At 53.4% G+C, this 19,794-nt stretch carries 12 protein-coding genes; 11 read left to right on the top strand and 1 reads right to left on the bottom strand.

Going from position 1 to position 19,794, the window contains the following annotated elements; all coding sequences use genetic code 11:
- The first annotated feature begins 1 nt into the window (after window position 1).
- The 8 genes from AC1RJL_RS18940 (at window position 2) to entS (ending at window position 15,970) form a co-directional block, all read left to right on the top strand.
- Window positions 2-3,166 (top strand): efflux RND transporter permease subunit, encoded by a 3,165-nt coding sequence (locus AC1RJL_RS18940; RefSeq protein WP_492916939.1) that lies wholly within the window; start codon window positions 2-4, stop codon window positions 3,164-3,166.
- On the top strand, window positions 3,163-3,465 hold the full coding sequence (locus AC1RJL_RS18935; protein WP_492916937.1) for a hypothetical protein: 303 nt from the start codon (window positions 3,163-3,165) through the stop codon (window positions 3,463-3,465). Before AC1RJL_RS18940 ends, AC1RJL_RS18935 begins: the two co-directional genes overlap by 4 nt.
- Window positions 3,452-3,799 (top strand): hypothetical protein, encoded by a 348-nt coding sequence (locus tag AC1RJL_RS18930; RefSeq protein ID WP_492916936.1) that lies wholly within the window; start codon window positions 3,452-3,454, stop codon window positions 3,797-3,799. The genes AC1RJL_RS18935 and AC1RJL_RS18930 overlap by 14 nt, the downstream gene beginning before the upstream one ends.
- Window positions 3,800-3,816: 17 nt before the next feature.
- The gene (locus tag AC1RJL_RS18925) at window positions 3,817-5,511 is read left to right on the top strand and encodes a PepSY-associated TM helix domain-containing protein (protein ID WP_492916934.1); all 1,695 of its coding nucleotides are present in this window, start codon (window positions 3,817-3,819) and stop codon (window positions 5,509-5,511) included.
- Between the two features lie 177 nt (window positions 5,512-5,688).
- Window positions 5,689-6,945: an enterochelin esterase gene (gene fes / locus AC1RJL_RS18920; RefSeq protein ID WP_492916932.1), complete on the top strand. Its 1,257-nt coding sequence runs from the start codon at window positions 5,689-5,691 to the stop codon at window positions 6,943-6,945.
- A gap of 21 nt (window positions 6,946-6,966) precedes the next feature.
- The gene (locus AC1RJL_RS18915) at window positions 6,967-7,179 is read left to right on the top strand and encodes an MbtH family protein (protein WP_492916930.1); all 213 of its coding nucleotides are present in this window, start codon (window positions 6,967-6,969) and stop codon (window positions 7,177-7,179) included.
- A gap of 12 nt (window positions 7,180-7,191) precedes the next feature.
- Window positions 7,192-14,562 carry an amino acid adenylation domain-containing protein gene (locus AC1RJL_RS18910; RefSeq protein WP_492916928.1) on the top strand — a complete coding sequence of 2,457 codons (7,371 nt, stop codon included), beginning with the start codon at window positions 7,192-7,194 and terminating at the stop codon, window positions 14,560-14,562.
- A 133-nt stretch (window positions 14,563-14,695) separates the two neighbouring features.
- Entirely contained in the window at window positions 14,696-15,970 is a 1,275-nt protein-coding gene (gene entS, locus AC1RJL_RS18905) for an enterobactin transporter EntS (RefSeq protein WP_492916926.1), read from the top strand.
- A 27-nt stretch (window positions 15,971-15,997) separates the two neighbouring features.
- Here the strand turns inward: entS and AC1RJL_RS18900 are convergent, their stop codons facing one another.
- Window positions 15,998-16,963 carry a sulfite exporter TauE/SafE family protein gene (locus AC1RJL_RS18900; protein WP_492916924.1) on the bottom strand — a complete coding sequence of 322 codons (966 nt, stop codon included), beginning with the start codon at window positions 16,961-16,963 and terminating at the stop codon, window positions 15,998-16,000.
- Window positions 16,964-17,223: 260 nt separating this feature from the next.
- Between AC1RJL_RS18900 and AC1RJL_RS18895 the strand changes: the two genes are divergently transcribed.
- From AC1RJL_RS18895 to AC1RJL_RS18885, 3 genes are all read left to right on the top strand, one after another.
- The gene (locus AC1RJL_RS18895; protein WP_492916922.1) at window positions 17,224-17,862 is read left to right on the top strand and encodes a peroxiredoxin; all 639 of its coding nucleotides are present in this window, start codon (window positions 17,224-17,226) and stop codon (window positions 17,860-17,862) included.
- Window positions 17,863-17,974: 112 nt separating this feature from the next.
- Window positions 17,975-18,538 carry a hypothetical protein gene (locus AC1RJL_RS18890; RefSeq protein ID WP_492916920.1) on the top strand — a complete coding sequence of 188 codons (564 nt, stop codon included), beginning with the start codon at window positions 17,975-17,977 and terminating at the stop codon, window positions 18,536-18,538.
- Window positions 18,539-18,984: 446 nt separating this feature from the next.
- Entirely contained in the window at window positions 18,985-19,758 is a 774-nt protein-coding gene (locus AC1RJL_RS18885) for an energy transducer TonB (protein WP_492916918.1), read from the top strand.
- Window positions 19,759-19,794 lie beyond the last annotated feature (36 nt).

Genomic DNA, 19,794 nt, shown 5'->3' with positions numbered 1-19,794 from the left:
TATGGTCTCCCGTTTTTTTATTGAGCGCCCGGTATTCGCCTGGGTTTTTGCGATTGTCATTATGCTGGCGGGGCTACTTGGCCTGCGTCATTTATCGGTGGCCCAGTATCCGAATATCGCGCCGCCAATTGTTCAAGTCTCGGCAGTTTATCCCGGTGCTTCGGCAGAAGTGGTCGAGAACAGTGTCACCCAGATTCTGGAGCAAGAGTTGAAAGGCCTGGATCATCTGTTGTATTTCGATGCGAACAGTAGCGCGTCCGGCGCCGCCAGTATCACGCTTGTTTTTGAGCAAGATGCCGACCCGGAAGTCGCCCAGGTCCAGGTACAAAATAAAGTTAACCAAGTGAGCTACCGCCTGCCGCGCGCGGTGCAGCAGGCCGGTTTGAGTGTGACTGCCCAGCAGGGCAGCTTCCTGATGGTGGCGGTTTTTTACGATGAATCCGGCCTGCGCAGCGATGCGGATATCTCCGATTGGCTTGTGACGACGATGGTCGATGCGCTTGCGCGCGTGCCGGGTGTGGGCGCAGTGGAAACCTTTGGCTCGCCTTATGCAATGCGTATCTGGTTGCAGCCCCATCGCCTGAGCAGTTTTGGTCTGATCCCCGTCGATGTTGTGCGCGCTATCGAGTCGCAGAACACCGAAGTGCCGGTGGGCGAATTGGGTGGGCGACCGTCAGATAATGAACAGCGTTTGAATGTCACCGTAACAGCCTTATCGCGCCTGCAAACACCTGAGCAGTTCCGCGATATCGTGATTAAAACGGCTTCCGACGGAGCAGTGGTTCGGCTTGCGGATGTCGCGCGCGTGGAAATTGGCAGCGAGAGTTACGGCAGCACCTCGCGCTTGAATGGCATGCCCGCATCCGGTGTGGCGATTAACCTTGCGCCGGGCGCCAACGCGCTCGATACCGCTGCCCTAGTGAAAGAGCGCATCGCCCAAATGGCTCCGGCGTTTCCGCAAGGCGTGAAGATGATGTACCCCGAAGATGCCACCCGCTTCGTTAAACGCTCCATCACTGAAGTAATTAAAACCCTGGTGGAAGCCATGGTGCTGGTTGTGCTGGTGATGTTTATTTTTTTACAAAATTGGCGCACTACGTTGATTCCCGCCATTGCGCTGCCGGTTGTATTGCTGGGTACCTTTGCAGTGCTGGCGGCCTGTGGTTACTCAATCAACACGCTCACCTTATTTGGCATGGTGCTGGCGATAGGTTTGTTGGTAGACGATGCGATTGTAGTAGTGGAAAACGTCGAGCGGATTATGGCGGAGGAGGGGGTGGATGCCCGCACTGCGACGATTAAATCGATGAATGAAATTACCAGTGCGCTGGTTGGTATTACGCTGGTACTGGGTGCGGTCTTTTTGCCGATGGCATTTTTTGCCGGTTCGGTCGGCGTTATTTATCGCCAGTTTTCAGTCACGCTCGTCTCTGCAATGGCATTATCGGTACTGGTCGCGGTTAGCCTTACGCCTGTGCTTTGTGCCAGTTTGCTCAAACCCCATACTGCGAATATTTCCACCGGGCGTCGTCATAGGCTTTTGGCTTCCATTGGTCTCGGCATCCATTTCCTGCAGCAAAAATACACCCGCAGTCTGGGGCTGGTACTGAATCGCCCGGTGCGGTTTCTGGTGGTGTATGCGGTGATATTGCTCGGCGTATTCTGGGGCTACCAGCGTTTGCCGACCGCGTTTATTCCTGAAGATGACCAGGGAACGGTGATGGTGCGCTACATGTTGCCGCCGGGTGCCACTTATCCGCGTACGGCGGAAGTGGTGAAAGAGATCGAGCAGTATTTCCTGACGCAGGAAAAGGCCAATGTCGAAGGCATCTATACCGTGGCCGGTTTCAGTTTTAGCGGCTCCGGGCAGAATGCGGGCATCGGTTTTGTGCCTTTGAAAGACTGGTCTGAACGCGAAGGGTTTGAAAACAGTGCCCAAGCTATCGCCAGCCGTGCAACCCGCGCATTAAGTGACCTGCGCGATGCCAAAGTATTTGCGATGGTATTGCCGCCTATTGATGGATTGGGTGATACCGACGGCTTTGAATTCTGGTTGCAAGATACCCAAGCTATCGGCCAAGCCAAACTCGCGCAAAAAGCGCGCGAGTTGGTAGATGCTGCCAGTGAAAGTCCCGCGATTCTGTATGCCGACAGCGACGGCAGTGAACCGAGTCCGCAATTGCGTATCGATATCGACCAACAAAAAGCTTCCGCCCTCGGGCTGGATTTGGATGATGTGAATTCCACGCTGGGCACCGCATGGGGCGGCACTTATGTGAATGATTTTGTGCATCGCGGGCGGGTGAAAAAAGTATTGCTGCAAGCCGATGCAGATTACCGCTCCGCACCGGAAGATTTGCACCAATGGTTTGTGCGCGGCAATGACAATGCAATGACACCTTTCTCGGCCTTCGCTTCCACTCGTTGGGATTCCGGCCCAACGCAGCTCACACGCTTCAATGGTTTGCCTGCAATTCCCATTAGCGGCGCCGGCGTTCCCGGTGTCAGTTCCGGTGGGGTGATGGAAGAAATCGAACGCATCGCCGCCGAACAGGGCGTCACCCATTACGCCTGGAGTGGGTTGTCGTATCAGGAAAAAATCTCCAGCGGACAAGCGCCGTTGCTCTATGCCGTCTCGATCCTGTTTGTGTTTTTATGCCTCGCCGCGCTCTATGAAAGCTGGTCGATTCCTTTCTCCGTATTGATGGTGATTCCGCTGGGACTATTGGGAGCAGTATTGGGTGCCAATTTATTAGGGATGACACGCGATATTTTCTTTCAGGTGGGAGTGCTGACCACCATCGGGCTCTCCGCTAAAAATGCGATTTTGATTGTCGAATTCGCCGAGAGCGCTGTGCGGCGGGGACAGGGTGTGATGCAGGCGATTATCGCCGGCGCCAGCCAACGTTTGCGTCCTATTGTAATGACATCACTCGCGTTCGGTGCGGGGGTTGTACCTTTAGTATTAGCGACCGGGCCGGGAGCAGCAGGTCAAAATGCGATTGGTGCGAGTGTGCTGGGCGGTGTCGTTTCGGCAACTGTCTGTGTGATTTTTCTGGTGCCGCTCTGTTATTTATTGATCGTGCGCGCAACCGAAAAAGTGCAGCGTCGTTTTAACAATCGCGCAGCAACTGCGCACGATTTTTCTGAGGGAGGCGCTGCATGATGGCAGTTATTTTCGGTTTACTGATATTGGCGGGTGCGGTCCTTTTGTATCTCAGCCATAACCATCAGCGCTGGTTGGCGAACTCGTTGTCCGCATGGCCGAGCAGGGTTGCGGGCTGTTTATTATTGCTCGCTGGTTTGTATTGCGCGTTGTTGATGTTCAGTGTTGTCACCGCTATTTTTGCAACACTCGTACTGCTGATGTTGTATTGGGGATTGCTGCCGTTTATTGCGCTCACACCGCTGGTTCCGCCGCGCGCTGATGAAAAATCCCGGAGGCAGAAAAATGTCCGCAACTGATATCGACATCGAACCGATAAAGGCAACGGAATCCTCCGCAACCAAAGCGCGTATCCAGCCGGATTGGTGGAGCAAAACTTTCGCTGGATGTGTATTGGGGGCGAGCCTCGCATTGGCATTAAGTGGTTTGTTTGCATGGCTCGGACCGGGTGGCATCAGCGCGGATAATAAAGTGCAGGTGAACATGTGGCTGATCTCGCCCCTGTGGGTGCTGATTTTCAGTTTCACCTTTTTGTTCCGCACCGGCTTGCGTGCGATTCTCTGGTTATCGCTGGCCAATTTGCTGGCTTACGCACTGTTATGGATGGCCCAACAGGGCTGGTTATGGGGTTAGAAAATGGAAATGGTTAGATGAAAGTTCGCAGTGATATTTTGCGCGTGTATCGCTCCCTCCATACTTGGGTGGGCATAAGTGCAGGCTTGTTATTGTTTATCGGTTTTTTTGCCGGTGCGCTCACCATGTTCAAGCAGCCGCTGGATCGCTGGACCAGCGCTCCGCAGCAGCGCCTGCCGTTTGTGGCAGAGGCGGAACGCGATGCATTGGTCAGTCAATTATTGGAAAAACATCCGGCAGCGCGGGGCCAATTCACCCTCTATTTGCAGCCGCAGGAAAATATCAGCGCGCCGGTGGTGTGGAGCGAAGCGGAGGGCGGTCGCGAACTGGCGATTTCCAGTCCGCGCTGGCAAGCCACACTGGATGCCAATGGGCAATTGCAATCCGAACAGATAATGCCGTCATTGCTGGGTGACCTGGTGGATATGCTGCATCGCACCGGCGGAATCCCCGGTTTTCTCACCGACGAATACCTCGGCGTCTATGTTCTGGGTGTCGCGGGCGTGATGTATTTTCTCGCACTGATCTCCGGCTTAATCCTGCTATTGCCGACGCTGGTGAAAGACTTTTTCGCGTTGCGTCCGGGCAAAAATCGCAAACGCTTCTGGCTTGATGCCCACAACATCATCGGTATTACCAGCCTGCCGTTCCATATTGTGATCAGCCTGACAGTGATTGTGTTTGCCTTCCACGACCAGTTTTACGATGGCTTGGCAGAAGTGGTTTATCAAGAGCAGCCGATGTTTACGCCGCCGGCCGCCCCCAGCGAACCTTACGTTTTGGCGGAAATGTTGCCCCCCTCTGAATTGATCAAACGCCTGCACGAGGAAGCACCGGGGTACAACATTACCGATCTGCTGTACATGCGCCTCGAAACCCCGCGCCCGATGGTGCGGGCAACTATCGTCAATACTGCGCAAATGGTACATGGGCCAATCGGTGCTTACCTCGGGATCAATCCCTACACCGGTGCTATTACCAATACCGGTATGCTGCCGGAAAAGGCAGACATCTGGAGCAAGTTAGCCAGCAGTTTTTTCGCATTGCATTTCGGCAGTTATGGCGGTGATTTGGTGCGCTGGGTGTATTTCCTGCTGGGGCTAAGTGGTGCGTTCCTGTTTTACAGCGGTAACTTGCTGTGGGTAGAGAGCCGCCGTAAACACCAGCGCGGCTCGCAATGGGTGACCCAAGCGCGCAATACCCACTGGATGGCAGCCGCTACCGTCGGTGTCTGCCTCGGCTCGATACTCGGCGTTGTGACTGCAATGATCGGCGGCAAGTGGCTCTACGCCCATATGGATAATATCAATCACGGCTATCTGTGGATTTACTACGCCGCATTCCTGAGCGCTGTAATGTGGGCCTTTTGGCAGGGAGCGGCGCGAGGGGCAGCGCATTTGTTGGCTGCTTGTGCCATTGCATCCTTTGCAATTCCATTGACTTCACTTATCGCGATCCTGTTTCCCTCGTTAGGGCTTTGGGCTTACACCAGCAACGCAAGCCTGGCTGTTGATGTTACAGCGCTGGTGTTTGCATTGGTGTTTTTCTGGCTGGCCAAGCTGACATGGCGACGCGCTAATAAGGGAGCCAGGGACAGTGTTTGGGCAGCAAATGCAGGTGCTGATGATCGCACGAGTGAGATTGCGGTGGAAAGTAACGTGTCAAAAAGCCTCGACGGTGCTTTAAGTGATAATCCTACCTGGTTGTTTTAAAAAGGTATTTTGATTTAAGCGACATAATAAATCAAAATTGCGCTTATCAAATGATAACAATTTACAAATGGAATTAATTTTTGTTAATGTATCCTCCGTTGCCTTGAAGATATCGGCTTTTAGTATTGAGTCCCGGTTTTGAGAGTGCAGCTCGAACATCGCACCGGGACGTTAACAATGAACCTCTGTATATCCCCTGATTCACTGACCGAGCAGACGGAACTGCTGTTTGAACGTGCCGATGTGGGCAGTCCCGCCTGGTGGCAGGATGTAGCCCGGACCGGTACCCCTTTGCATGGAGCGCGCATCGGCGCGACAGTCGAACTGACTTTTCTGTGGCGAGGTACACCGGCGCAGGTGTTTATCGATGTCTACTCGCACACTCCCCACGTCACCCAATCGCTCACGGCACTGACCCGCATCGGGCAGACCGATGTTTGGTATTGGCGTACTCGTTTACCAGCGGATTGGTGCGGCAGCTATTTTTTAATGCCTGTTGAAGCAGCGGATTTACCCCCACCGGAAAACAGCCGCGAACGCCGCCATTGGTGGATTGACCTGATGGAGCGGCAAGCCAGGGCCGACAGTTTCAATCTGCTCCCGCCGCATAACAGCGATTGGGGGTTGCCGTTGTCGGCTATCCAATTGCAACCAACGCGTGCAGTGCCGGAAATTACCGCGCCGATCCGTATGCACCACGAGCGCTGGCTCAGTCGTCGCCTTGGCAGTGAACGTTCGGTCTGGCTTTACGACACTGGCAAAGATGAATCGCGTGATGTACCGCTGGTAATCCTGCTTGATGGCCATTATTGGGCCAATCATCAGCCGCTACTTGGCCAACTGGATGCGCTGACACAAAGCGGCATTTTGCCCGCTGCCCATTATCTGTTTATCGATGCGTTAAGTCCGCGCGCACGCGCTGACGAAATGCCATGCAATCCAACATTCTGGTATGCGCTGCAACAGGAGTTATTGCCGCGGTTGCAGAAACGTTTTTCCTTTACCCATGACCCAAAGAAAACCCTGATTGCAGGCCAAAGCTTCGGCGGCTTGGCGGCGGCCTATGCGGTGTTGCACTGGCCGGAGCGGTTTGGTATTGCGCTCAGCCAGTCAGGTTCTTTCTGGTGGCCGGATGCCGATGAGACTGGCGATCAGGGTGAACTCACCCAAGCGGTGCTGGCCGGTCAAGGGCAGGGCGCTGCATTGCGGATTCATCTGGATATCGGCTGCTACGAGCACGGCATGCTGGGTGTTAACCGCGCTTTGCGCGATGCTTTATCCGCTGCGAAACACAAGGTCAGCTATCGCGAATTTCGCGGTGGCCACGATTGGCTTTGCTGGCGCGAAGGACTGGTCAGTGGACTTATCCGCTTGCTGGGTTCACCTGCGTCGGATGCCGAATTTTCCCCTTTTAATTTCAACCGCATTTCCTAATTTGATTACGAGCAAACCATCATGAGCAACGAAAACTACCTCAATCCATTTGATGACGAGCAACACCCATTTTTAGTGCTGGCCAATGACCGTGCGCAATACAGTTTGTGGCCGGGATTCGCCGCCGTGCCCGCAGGATGGGATGTGCGTTTTGGCCCGCAAGAGCGCAGCCAATGTCTGGATTACATTGAGCGCCACTGGCCGGAAATCAATCCTTTCCAAGCCGCCAACTGAGGTTAATCTGCCATGACATTCGCAAAAACCTTGCCCTTATTGGCAACGCAGGAAGGAATATGGCTGGCTGACCAAGTCGCCGGGGACAAGGCTGTCTATGTTATTTCCCACTGCATTGAGTTGCATGGAGACGTAAATCCGTCGCTGCTGCAACAGGCGATTCGTATCGCTCTGCCGGAGGCCGATACGGTGACAGCGGATTACCGTGCGGCGGGCACAAGCGCAGAGCAGGTGTTAGTAGCGCCTGATCCGGCAGCGATTGCCGTTGAAGTGATGGACTGGTACGACCAGCCCGATGGCAAAGCCCGGGCATGGGAATGGATGTGGGCTGATACCAAATCGGATTTACCCTTGGGTGTAAGCAGATCGCTTTATCGTCATGGGATTTTTCGGGTCAGGGATGAGACTCAGGGAATTTCCGGCCGCGCGTGTTGGTTGTGGTATCAGCGTTATCACCACATCATGCTCGATGGCTACAGTTTTACCGCATTAACCCGCCGTATCACTACTATTTATAACCATTTGGTGCAGGGCGAACCGGTTAGTCCTAACCCGTTTATAGGTGTGGATCTGGTCGTCGCGGAGCAGCAAGCCTATCGCCACTCCAGCAAGTGGGAAAAGGATAAAACCTTCTGGCAGGAGTACCAACAAGCATTGCCGGCAGCGGCGAGTTTGTCATTGCGCAGTGCGACGACCAGCCAGACAAGCACCCGATTGCTGAGCCATACCTTTACATTTCCTGCTGCTTGTTTTGCGCAGTTGCAGCAGTCGATTCGCTCAAGCGATGCAGCACCACAACTTGCTCCTCCGGATTTACTACTCGGTTTGCTGGTTGCCTACCAAAGCCGCATGACCGGCCAGTACAGCCAGTCATTGGGTGTGCCCTTTATGTGCCGCATGGGTTCAGTGGCAGTGAGGTCGGTCGCACCGGTGGTGAATGTCCTTCCGGTCGCGGTGCATTTGCGCCCCGCAATGGCATGGACTGAGGTGGCACAAACGGTCAAGGTATCGCTGCAACAAGTGCGACCGCACCAGCGTTATCCGGCCGAGCAAATCCAGCGCGACAGCCATTTGGTGGGTTCCGGGCAAACACTTTATGGCGCAGTGATCAATTACAAGATGTTTGATTACGCGCTCGAATTCGTCGGGAACAGTGGTGCGACTATTGCGGGAATTACCCATCACCTTGCCACTGGTCCCATTGATGACCTGGAATTTGGTTTGGTTATCCAGGGTGCACACATCAGCCTGGAATTGCGCGCCGATGCAAACCGCTACAGCGGTGACGAATTGGCAGCCCACGCCCAGCGCATCCATCGTTTGTTAACCGGTTGGTTGGCTGATCCACAATCCAGCCTGGCGCAATTGCCGTTGTTGAATGACGATGAAGTGAAGGATATTGCGGTCTGGTCTCAAGGACTTCCGGTTGAGCGCGATACAAGCCTCACTACCATCGTGGATTTGCTGGTCGCTCAAGGGCAAGACCGGCCCGATGCCCTCGCGTTAGTGTGTGGTGAAACCCGTCTGAATTTTGCCGGACTGAATCAGCAAGTGGCACGCTTGAGTCGCCTGTTAATTGCAGAAGGTGCGGGTACAGGGCAAGTGGTTGCCGTTGCCATTCCGCGCTCGACAGAAGCGATTATTGCCATGTTGGCAGTGTTGCACAGCGGCGCTACTTTTTTACCGCTGGATCTGGATTATCCACCCGAGCGCATGGCGATGATGTGTGAGGATGCCAATCCGCGCCTGTTGCTCAGCAGTCGTCGTGCGAATCTGGAATTGCCCGTGTCTTTAAAGCGCCTCGACCTTGATACTGCCGACGTCCGATCGCGCTTGCAGGGTTTTACCGATAGCCCGCTACAAGCCAATGAGCGCCTTGCACCTATCACCGCCGATAGTATCGCCTACGTGATTTTTACCTCCGGCAGTACCGGTCGCCCCAAAGGCGTGATGAACACCCACGGTGCTCTACTGAACCTGGTTTCATCTCATCGCACGGCGCTTTATTTGCCAACGCTGGCGCGGGTAAAACAGGCTTGGCCGAATCGCGCTTTGCGCGCGGCACATACGCACTCGTTTTCGTTTGACTCTTCCTGGTTGCAGATTTTCTGGATGTTACTGGGGCAGGAGCTCTACGTTTTCGATGAAGACACCCGCCGCGATGCCTACGAATTAGTGCAATCCGTCGCGCGCTTACAAATAGATGCCATGGATTTGCCGCCGTCATTTCTGGCGCAGATGCTCAGCAACGGCCTGATGGCCGAGCGACAACATCACCCGAGCTTGATCCTGATCGGCGGCGAAGCCGCACCGGCAGCGCTCTGGCAACAGTTGCGCCAGTACCGACATCTGCAAGTACACAATCTCTACGGTCCCACGGAATACACCGTCGATACCTTGCGCGCTGCGCTGGGCGATAGTGAACGGCCGGTAATCGGTCGTCCCATCGGTAATACGTCGGTCTACGTGCTGGATTCCCGCTTGCAGCAAGTGCCGGTCGGAGTAGTGGGTGAGCTGTATGTCGCAGGTGCGGGCTTGGCATCAGGGTATCTCGCCCGTGGCGGGTTGAGTGCCAGCCGGTTTGTGGCTAACCCGTTTGCCAATTCGGTGGATGCTGGCAGCCGGATGTATCGCACCGGCGATCTGGTGCGCTGGAATCGCGCTGGCCGCCTGGAATACATGGGGCGCAGTGATGATCAAGTCAAAATCCGCGGTTATCGCGTGGAGATCGGCGAGGTGGAAAATGCCTTGTCGCTCTTGCCCGGTGTGGAAAGTGTGGTGGTGATCGCCCAATCGGTGAATAACAGCCAGCGCTTGGTGGGTTATTGCGTGGTGCCTGGCTTAAATGCCAACGAGCAAGCGCAATGCAGCCAGACCTTGCTCGCCCAACTGCGCCAGCAATTACCGGATTACATGGTGCCTTCCATACTGGTGGTGATGGAGGAATTCCCGCGCAATGTCAGCGGTAAAGTTGATCGTAAACGCCTGCCGGATCCTGCCAGCCAGATACCTGTCGCCGCGTTTAGCAGTGCCCGTCCGGCCACTCCCCGCGAAGTGCAACTGTGCGATGCTATGGCGGAAGTGCTCAAACTTGCCCGGGTTGGTGTAGAGGATGATTTCTTTGTGCTGGGAGGCGATAGTATCTCGGCAATTATGCTGTGCACCCAACTGCGCCACGCCGGTTATGAACTGCGCCCCAGCGAAATTTTTGCGCTGCGTAATCCGCGCCAGTTAGCGGCGGTCGTTCGTCAAGCACAAGCTGAAGTTGTGAATACTGCCCGTTGGCATTTGCCAGCAGAACAAGCCGCTGAATTGACCGCGCTCTATGGTAATTTCTCGGCCGCCGCGCCAGTGTTGCCGTTGCAAAAAGGGATGTTGTTCCATGCGCAATTAGGGCAGGGTGCCGGTAATTACAATGCTTATACCCGTGTGGATTTCAACGGCGCCCTGGATAGCCAACGCCTGCGTCGCGCACTGGATTGCCTGTTAACCCGCTACCCGCAACTCGCCGGTGTATTTGATACCGAGACCGGTGCTGAGCCGGTATTTCTGCTGCCCGCTGCTGACCAGCCATTGGCTTGGCCGTGGCAGGAACATGACTTGAGTCCGCTGAGTAGTGCCGCAAAACAGCGGGTACTGGCTGATATCGAGCATGAATTGCTTGATGCTGGGTATGCGACCCATGAATTCGGCGGCATGCTCAATGCAGCGTTGGTCAAATTGGATCACGGCCATTATCAGTTGCTGTTAGTGATCCATCATTTGGTGGTGGATGGCTGGTCTACACCTTTGCTGCTGCGCGATTTATTGCAAGCCTACGAACATCAGCAACCACTCGCTAAACCGCACGCTGATTACGCGCAATTAATTACCTCGCTGGCGACGCGTGACCTCGCTCCCGGCCGCGCACTTTGGCAGCAGTCATTGGCCGGCGTACAACCCACCATCGTATTTGAACAGCTGCACGCCAGTGCGCAAGTGGAAGAGTTTTCGCTCGCGCTGCCTGCGGAAATGACTACTGAGTTGATGGCACAGCTACGCCAGCGTGGCCTCACCTTGAATGTATTGATGCAAGCGGTCTGGGCGCTGGCCTTGTCAGGCCTGACCGGTCGCGATGATCTGGTGTTTGGCAGCCCGGTGTCGGGGCGCAGCGCGCCGGTGGCCGGTATCGAAGAGCAGGTGGGGTTATTCCTCAATACCTTGCCGGTGCGCGTAAAACTGGAAGCTGATCGTTCGCTGTGGGATGTGTTGCCATCCATGCAGCAGTGCCATATCGAACTTCTGGAAAACGATGCTTTAGGGTTGGCGGAAATCCAGCGGCTCGCGGGCACAGGCAATTTGTTTGATACCTTATTAGTGGTAGAAAACTATCCCGATAGCGATTACCTCGCCCGCAACCTTATCGGTACCGATGGCAAACCGCTGGTGATGGGCAATATCCACAATCGCGGCTACAGCCATTATCCGCTCGCACTCCTGGTGCTGCCGGGCGAAACCCTGACGCTGTTGGTGGAGAATCGCGGTGCCTTGGCCAGTCCGGCACAGGTCGCCCGGCGTGTTGAGCGTATCCTGCACACTTTACTGGCCCAGCCGGAATTACCGCTTGCCCGTTATGCATTGCAATCCGAACAGGAAGAAACCTTTATTCGTCAGGTGAATGCGACGGCGCAACCGCTCGCACCGCAAACCCTGCGCGGTGCGCTGGCGAATCAGGCATGGCGCACCCCCGATGCGTTGGCCCTGCGCGATGCGCGCCACAGCATGACCTACAGCGAAGTGCGCCAGCAAGTACGGGCGCTTGCAGCAGAACTGGTGAATGCCGGGGTGACCCCGGGCAGTATCGTCGCGATTGCGATTCCCCGTTCAGTGCATTTGAGTCTTGCGCTCATGGCTGTGATCGAAGCGGGCGCCGCCTATTTGCCGCTGGATTTGGGTTATCCCGATGATCGCCTGAGTTATATGCTCAGCGATGCCAAACCGCGTTTGTTGCTGACCAGTGAATCCTCAAAGAAACGTTTGGAAGGCTTGGCAGGGGTGCCGGCAATCCGTGTGTTTGATCAATTATTCGATACCGAAACCGCAGGCCAGGCCGAGTTGCCTGTCGCCATTACTCCGCAACATCCGGCTTACATCATCTATACCTCGGGCACTACCGGTCGTCCGAAAGGGGTGCTGGTTTCCCATGAGGCAATTTACAACCGTATCGAGTGGATGCAACACGAATATCAGTTGGATACCAACGATGTGGTATTGCAGAAAACCCCGAGCAGTTTTGATGTTTCCGTGTGGGAATTTTTCTGGCCGCTGATGGTGGGCGCGCAGTTGGTGATGGCAGAACCGGAAGCCCATCGCGATCCGCAACAACTGGTGCAAACCATTGAGCGTTTCGGTGTGACTTGTATGCACTTTGTACCGTCCATGCTGGCGATCTTTACCGCCAGCGCCAATGCGCTTTATCCGGCTGAGCAAACGCTTTGCCCGAATCTGCGGCTGGTATTTTGCAGTGGTGAGGCCCTGACCAAAGCTCAGGCGCACGAATTTGCCCGCCGCTTTACCCGTGCCCGACTCCACAATCTTTACGGCCCCACCGAAGCAGCAGTGGACGTGACTTATTACCCGGCAATTTATCGCAGCGAGGATGAATCGGCTCTTATCGACATGACATCAGGCGGCGCTGGCGTGCCCATTGGTCGCCCGGTCTGGAATACCCAGGTGCGGGTGCTGGATCAGTATCTGCGTCAGGTTCCGGTAGGAGCGACAGGGGAGTTGTACTTAGGCGGTATCCAGTTGGCGATAGGGTACTTGGGGCGTCCCGATCTAACCGCCAGCCGTTTTGTGGCCGATCCTTATTCCAGTGAGCAGGGCGCTCGTATGTACAGAACTGGCGACATAGTGCGATGGTTGCCGCAGGGCGTAATTGAATACGTCGGTCGCGCCGACGACCAGATCAAAATCCGCGGCCAGCGTGTCGAGCTGGGTGAAATCGAAACCCTGTTATTGCAACAAACCGGCGTCGCTAACACTGTCGTGAATGCGGTGGTGTTGGGGCAACCGGATGCTGCCCAAGCCAATATGGATAACCGCCAGTTGGTGGCTTATCTCGTGCCTGTCGCCGGTGAAATACCGGATCCGGACATCATCAAAACCAACCTGCAAGCGCAGTTACCCGCCCATATGGTACCAGTAGCTTGGGTAGTATTGGATACTTTGCCCCTGAGCACCAACGGCAAACTGGATCGCAAAGCCTTGCCGATTCCAGCCTCCGGTCTTTCTATTAGCGCAGGACAATCCAATCGTCAGGGGCGCTTGCCTGTACGCGGTCTGGAAACCCGGCTCGCCAATGTGTTCGCGCGAGTATTGGATGTCGGGCAAGTATTTGCCGATGACGACTTTTTTGCGCTGGGCGGGCACTCGCTGATGGCAATGCGCCTCGCCGCCGAGATTCGCCGTGAACTGCAACGCCCGGTCGCTGTGGGGCAGATCATGACCTCGCCAACAGTGGAAAAACTGGCCGCCCAACTTAACGATTCGGTGATGCTCAACGACTTCGGCAGCGATGGTTTTGATCAGCTTATTCATTTGCGCCAAGGGCAGGGTGCGCCGCTGTTTTGCTTCTATCCCGGTTCCGGGTTTGCCTGGCAATACTCGGTCTTGTCGCGCTATCTCAAAGCGGGACAACCGATTATCGGCCTGCAATCACCGCGCCCCGGCGGTTTGATCGCGACCAGCCAAACCATGGATGAATTGATCGGCCGGCAATTGCAGATTATCCGCAACGTCCAACCGCAAGGGCCTTATTATTTGCTTGGCTATTCACTGGGTGGAACTGTGGCTTACGGCGTTGCGGCAAAATTGCGTGCGCAAGGCGAGGCGGTGGATTTCCTCGGTTTGCTGGATACCTATCCCGCCGAAGTGCATGACTGGAGTGATCCACAAGGTGCAGAGGCCGCGATGGGCGCCGAACGCGAACAGGCGCAGTTGTTGAATGATGCCTTCGCTGGTGATGCACCTGCCGATGAAACGTTGGACGAGCTGATGCGCCAGGAAAAAGAAGCCATGCTCACCCAGATTTTTGCCAACTACAAAGACGCTGTGCGCCTGCTCGCCAAAACCAAAACACCGGCTTACAGCGGTGCAGTGACCTTGTTTGTGGCTGATCAATCCCTGCCGGAATATATCGATGCAGATTCCGCCTGGCTGCCCTATGCACAGCAACTGCAAATCCATCATCTAACCGAATGCTCCCACGAAAATATTATGTCTCCGCAATCGTTGGAGACGCTGGGGCCATTGTTGGAAGAGTTGCTTGAACGCGCTGCAATTTATGGTTCGGATAATCTTGCAGTTGTTATTGAACCAGAAGAACAACCACTGACGGTTTAATAAAACTGTCTAGTGAAACTGTTTGGTTACTAAAAGGCGGGCTGATGGAAAATTCATCGGCTCATCAATTTATTTGCTCACTGCCTCTGGCAAGGCTGATTGTTAAATACATTAAAAAATGAATGAGAAAACCATGGCTAAAAAATCCATTTTTGTTGACCTGAGTGTACTTCGGGACAATCGCAATTTTCGCAATGTTTTTATTGCGCGCACTATTTCCCTGCTGGGGCTCGGCATGTTGTCAGTGGCAATTCCCATGCAGGTGTATCAGTTAACCGGTGATAGTTTTCATGTCGGCGTGGCGATGGCATTGGAAGGTATCGGTTTGTTTGTCGGCTTGTTGTTGGGTGGTGTATTGGCGGATCGCCAGGATCGCAAAGCGTTAATTTTATTTGCGCGTGCAATTTGCGGTCTCGGATTTTTTGGTCTTGCCATTAACGCCTGGCTGCCAACGCCATCGCTGTGGGTGATTTATATCTTGTCCGTATGGGATGGTTTTTTTGGCGCGCTGGGGGTGACTGCATTAATGGCTGCGATGCCGTTTATTGTCGGCCGCGAGAAACTGATGCAAGCGCGCGCGGTGAGTATGGTCAGCATTCGTTTGGCGACGGTGATATCACCGGCGCTGGGTGGAATTATTATCGCCGCTTCTCACGTCGGTTGGGCTTACCTGATTGCAGCGCTCGGCACAGCGCTGACGTTATTGCCGCTGCTGAGTTTGCCGGTGATGAGGCCGACGGAAATCGAAGAGAGCCATCCGCTGCGCGCATTGGCCCAAGGGTTCCAATTTATGGTGACCAACAAGATAGTGTTCAGTGTGGTTTTGGTCGGTACCCTGGTGACCCTAACCACGGCCATCCGTGTGCTTTTCCCCGCGCTGGCGGAAACTGCTTACGGTGGCGGTGCATTTGAATTGGGTTTGATGTATTCCGCTGTGCCTTTGGGAGCAACCTTGGGCGCAATTATCAGCGGCTGGGCCAATGACCTGACTCGCCCTGGCTGGGTAATGGGTGCAACCAGTCTCGGTTCATTTGTTTGCTTGATGCTATTGGGGGTGAACCAACATTTTCTCCTTGCGCTGGTGTTGCTCGCAGCGTTTGGTTATCTGGTATCGATTGCCTCATTGTTGCAATACACGTTGGTGCAAGGTCATACGCCCGACCACTACCTTGGCCGGGTCAACGCACTTTGGACTGCACAGGACGCATCGGGTGATTCCCTCGGCGCAGTAGGCATCGGATTGGTGGGGAAGTTCATGTCGTCCCTCGCCAGCATATTTACGTTGGGCGCAATTGCCTTCGGTGCAACCTTGGTAGTTCTCGGTATATTCAAATCCCTGCGTAATGCGCCTATGGAGGCCGGTAATACGTCAACAAGGGGTGAGCTGGCGGGCCAACCGGCTCAATAGGTTGGCTCGACCAATGGGTTTATTTGATCAGCCGAAAAGCGCTTTGTACAAATTAAACAGCGAAATACCGCTGATTAATAACCCCACCAGGATCAGCAAGGTGCGGGTTGAAAACTTTTTGCACGCATAGGCTGCAAAAGGTGCTGCGAACAGCCCGCCGATAATCAAGCCCGCAACAACATGCCAAATTGTTTCATCGACAAGAATAAACAGCGAAGCGGCGCTGGTTAATGTCAGGAAGAACTCGGCAAAGTTCACTGAACCGATGGTGGTGCGTGGATCGTGGCCAGTGCCGACAAGTGTTGTAGTAACCACTGGACCCCATCCGCCACCACCGGAGGTGTCGACAAAACCGCCGAGCAACGCCAATTTGGCAACGTGTTTGGGTTCGCTTTTGCGGGTCGCTATATGTTTGCGAAACGCCTTGCTCAGCACGTAAGCACCCATCAGTAGCAAATAGACGGTAATAAACGGTTTGAGTGTCTTGCCATCAATTTGCGTTACCAGCAATGCACCTAACAGGCCGCCGATGATGCCGGGAATCAATAAACGCAAGAATAGTTTTTTATCCACATTGCCGAATTTGGCATGGGAGATGCCGGAGACGCCGGTAGTGAAGACTTCTGCCATGTGCACCGAAGCGCTTGCGAGGGCAGGTGATGCGCCGGTCGCCAGCAGGAAGCTGGTGGAGGTTAGACCGTAGGCCATACCCAGCGCGCCGTCGACGATTTGGGCTAATAAACCTACCAGTAGGGCATTCCAGAACATGGAGTCATCCAGCGTGGTTTTAATGCTGTCCACACCTTCTTGCCAGCTACCGCCGAATAAATGGGTCAGTCCCAATATGACAAGCCCAATCAAAGTCAACGTTGCGAACCAGACGGCAGTGCGTATAACCGGATGTAAGGGAATTTGTTCTACAGGAGGGAGGCCGAGTGCCTCATGTTCTTGATTGACAGGGCTATCAGATAAATCGAGATCGCGAATTTTCATCGTTATTCCAGTTGTCTGGTTATTTTGCTGGTGGTATGTGGCACATCAATAGCTTTGTAAGCGTGGCCGGCATCTTAGTCAGCTGTTTTAAGTTTTGGAAATACTTAGTTTTTATGTGCTTATAACTTTCTGTGTGAGTGCATTTGGTTCTAAGCAAAGTCCAAAATAATCCTTCTCCATTTTTTATGTGCGACCTACCATTAGTCCACTCACATGAGTGTGTTATCTATCAGAATACTTGGCAGCCGAAGGAGGCGAGAATGAGCTTACGTTTAGGTGATGAAGCACCGGATTTTGTCCAGGAGTCCACACAGGGCCCAATCAGTTTTCACCAATGGCTCGGCGATGGTTGGGGCGTATTATTTTCTCACCCGGCAGATTTCACTCCGGTATGCACCACCGAATTGGGTTTGACGGCAAAACTGAAAGAAGAATTTGCCAAGCGTAATGTGAAAGCTATTGCGTTGAGTGTTGATCCGGTGGATTCCCACAACAAATGGATTGACGACATTAACGAAACCCAACTGACTCAGGTTAATTTCCCGATCCTTGCGGATGCAGACCGTAAAGTCGCAACCCTTTATGACATGATCCATCCAAACGCAAACGCCACCTTAACTGTGCGTTCGCTGTTTATTATTGATCCTGCGAAAAAAATCCGTCTCATCATTACTTATCCTGCGAGTACTGGCCGCAACTTCGATGAAATTTTGCGTGTGATTGATTCGCTGCAATTGACCGAGCATCACAAAGTTGCAACGCCGGGCAATTGGAAACCGGGTGAAGATGTGGTGATTGTTCCGGCGCTGCAAGATCCGGAAGAAATCGCCCGTCGCTTCCCTAAAGGTTACAAGGCGGTTAAACCTTATTTGCGTTTAACACCGGATCCTCGCGCATAGTTCCAATCGGTCATGCGCTCGTTTTAATTGGATTTATGAACCACAACGACAAAGGTACTGGATGTGCCTTTGTCGTTTTTTTATTGCTGGATTTTTTACGAGTTACACATCTATGACAACCAAATATATTGTCGATGCCAACTACCGCTTCATCGCGGCCTATCAGGAAGTGAATGCACGTATAAACCAGCGCCAACAAGCGCTCGCACTTTATGTCACCCTGGTGGTAAGTTTATTGGCTGCGTTGGTTGCGCTTAAACCCGGGCCGGGTGGAGCCGAGGTACCGGTTGAATGGTTAGTGGCGGGCTTTCCGGTTGCCTCTATTTGTCTGGCGTTTTTGAATTACAAAGCGGAACGTGCAATTACAAATCTGCGTCGCTTTTTGTCGGCGTTGGAACAGCTCAATAATGCGCACGAGGAGTTGCCCAGTTATAACACCCATCCAAAATGGGCGGTGGGTGCTAATAAAGCGCGCCGCTTCCACGATTATGCCGCTGCTGTGTTGGTTGCTGGCGGTAACGCTATTGGCTTGGGTGCGGTTGCAAAAATTTATCCTGAGCGGATTGGTGATGCACCGCTGGCACTGTGGTTATCAGCAGCAGTGGCGGTTATCTCTGTCATTATCCTGTTAGTGACACCGCGTTGGAGTTACACGCCGAAACAGGAAAGTAATTAATTCGGGTTTTTCTATCTGCAGTAATTATGTGACCCGCAATAAATATGTACCCAAATGTAGTTATACGGACGTGTGATTTAAGTTTTACTGCACGTCTGTTTTTTGATAATAAAAATAATGTTGTATTTTCCACAAGGTTAATCGCGCTCTACAATAATTATCTGTTGATAAGCAAGCAAAATGACTGCTTATAAAACAGCAAGTACCGTTTGATATTCCGCAAAAAAATCTCCGATTAGCAAATCTTTATTCTAATAATTCACGAAAATTCAATGTGTTACATAAAAATAAACTGATTTCATCACTCTGGCATAGATGCTGCAAAATACCTTTCAACAGAGGGTTTTTAACTTCAGTACACAATGCTGTTTAAAGGCTCGCTCATCGTTGTAATTTCTGTCGTCACAAGCGACTACTGTTGACCCCGCGAAGGGTAGGGAGAATTTATGAGTGCCCACGCTTACTCTGAACCGTATAGCTACGATCGTCGCCATGCGCGCAATCTGCTGCGCAGTAATGTGCCGGCGCCGGCACCACGTAAATCTGCGGACATAGTGACGTTAATTCCGCGTGAATTTAATCGCGATAAACAAATTGAATTGGTTTATCCAAAGTACAGAGGTGCTTTAAGCGCACTCACTTTATTGCTGATTGTGGGGTTGCACTTTGCGACCTTCGCCTATTTTTATTTCAAACCGGAGCTGCCAATAACCCAGGCGGAAATTCCACCTATGACCGTGGAGTTATATCGTCCGCCTGTTGAGGAGCCACCGCCGCCGCCGAAGGAAGAGCTACCGCCTCCGCCACCAAAAGTGGAGCCACCAAAACCGGTAGAAAAACCCAAGGAAAAGATCGCTGAGCCAAAACCGGTACCGGTAGTAGAGAAGGCCGTTGAACCGCCACCACCGCCACCGCCCCCAGCGCCACCACCAGTTACGCCAGCCACCGCTAACCCGGGTTACTTGCGCAATCCGGCACCGGAATATCCGGAGCAAGCAGTAGAGCGCGGTTGGGAAGGGACAGTAATCTTGAATGTGCATGTGTTGGGGAATGGCAAGCCTGACAGTGTGGAAATAAAAACATCAAGTGGCCGTAAGGTGTTAGACACTGCTGCTGTTCAAACTGTAAAACGCTGGTCGTTTGTACCTGCAAAACAGGGCGAGACTCCAGTAGATTCATGGGTTGAAGTACCCATTGATTTCAAACTTTCCAATTCATAAGTCACGAATCATAGCTACCAGCCGTAATTATGAATT

This window comes from Cellvibrio sp. GW822-FHT04B05, from assembly GCF_058800985.1.
The sequence above is the reverse complement of the archived record's forward strand: the minus strand, read 5'-3'. Positions and strand labels throughout refer to the sequence as shown.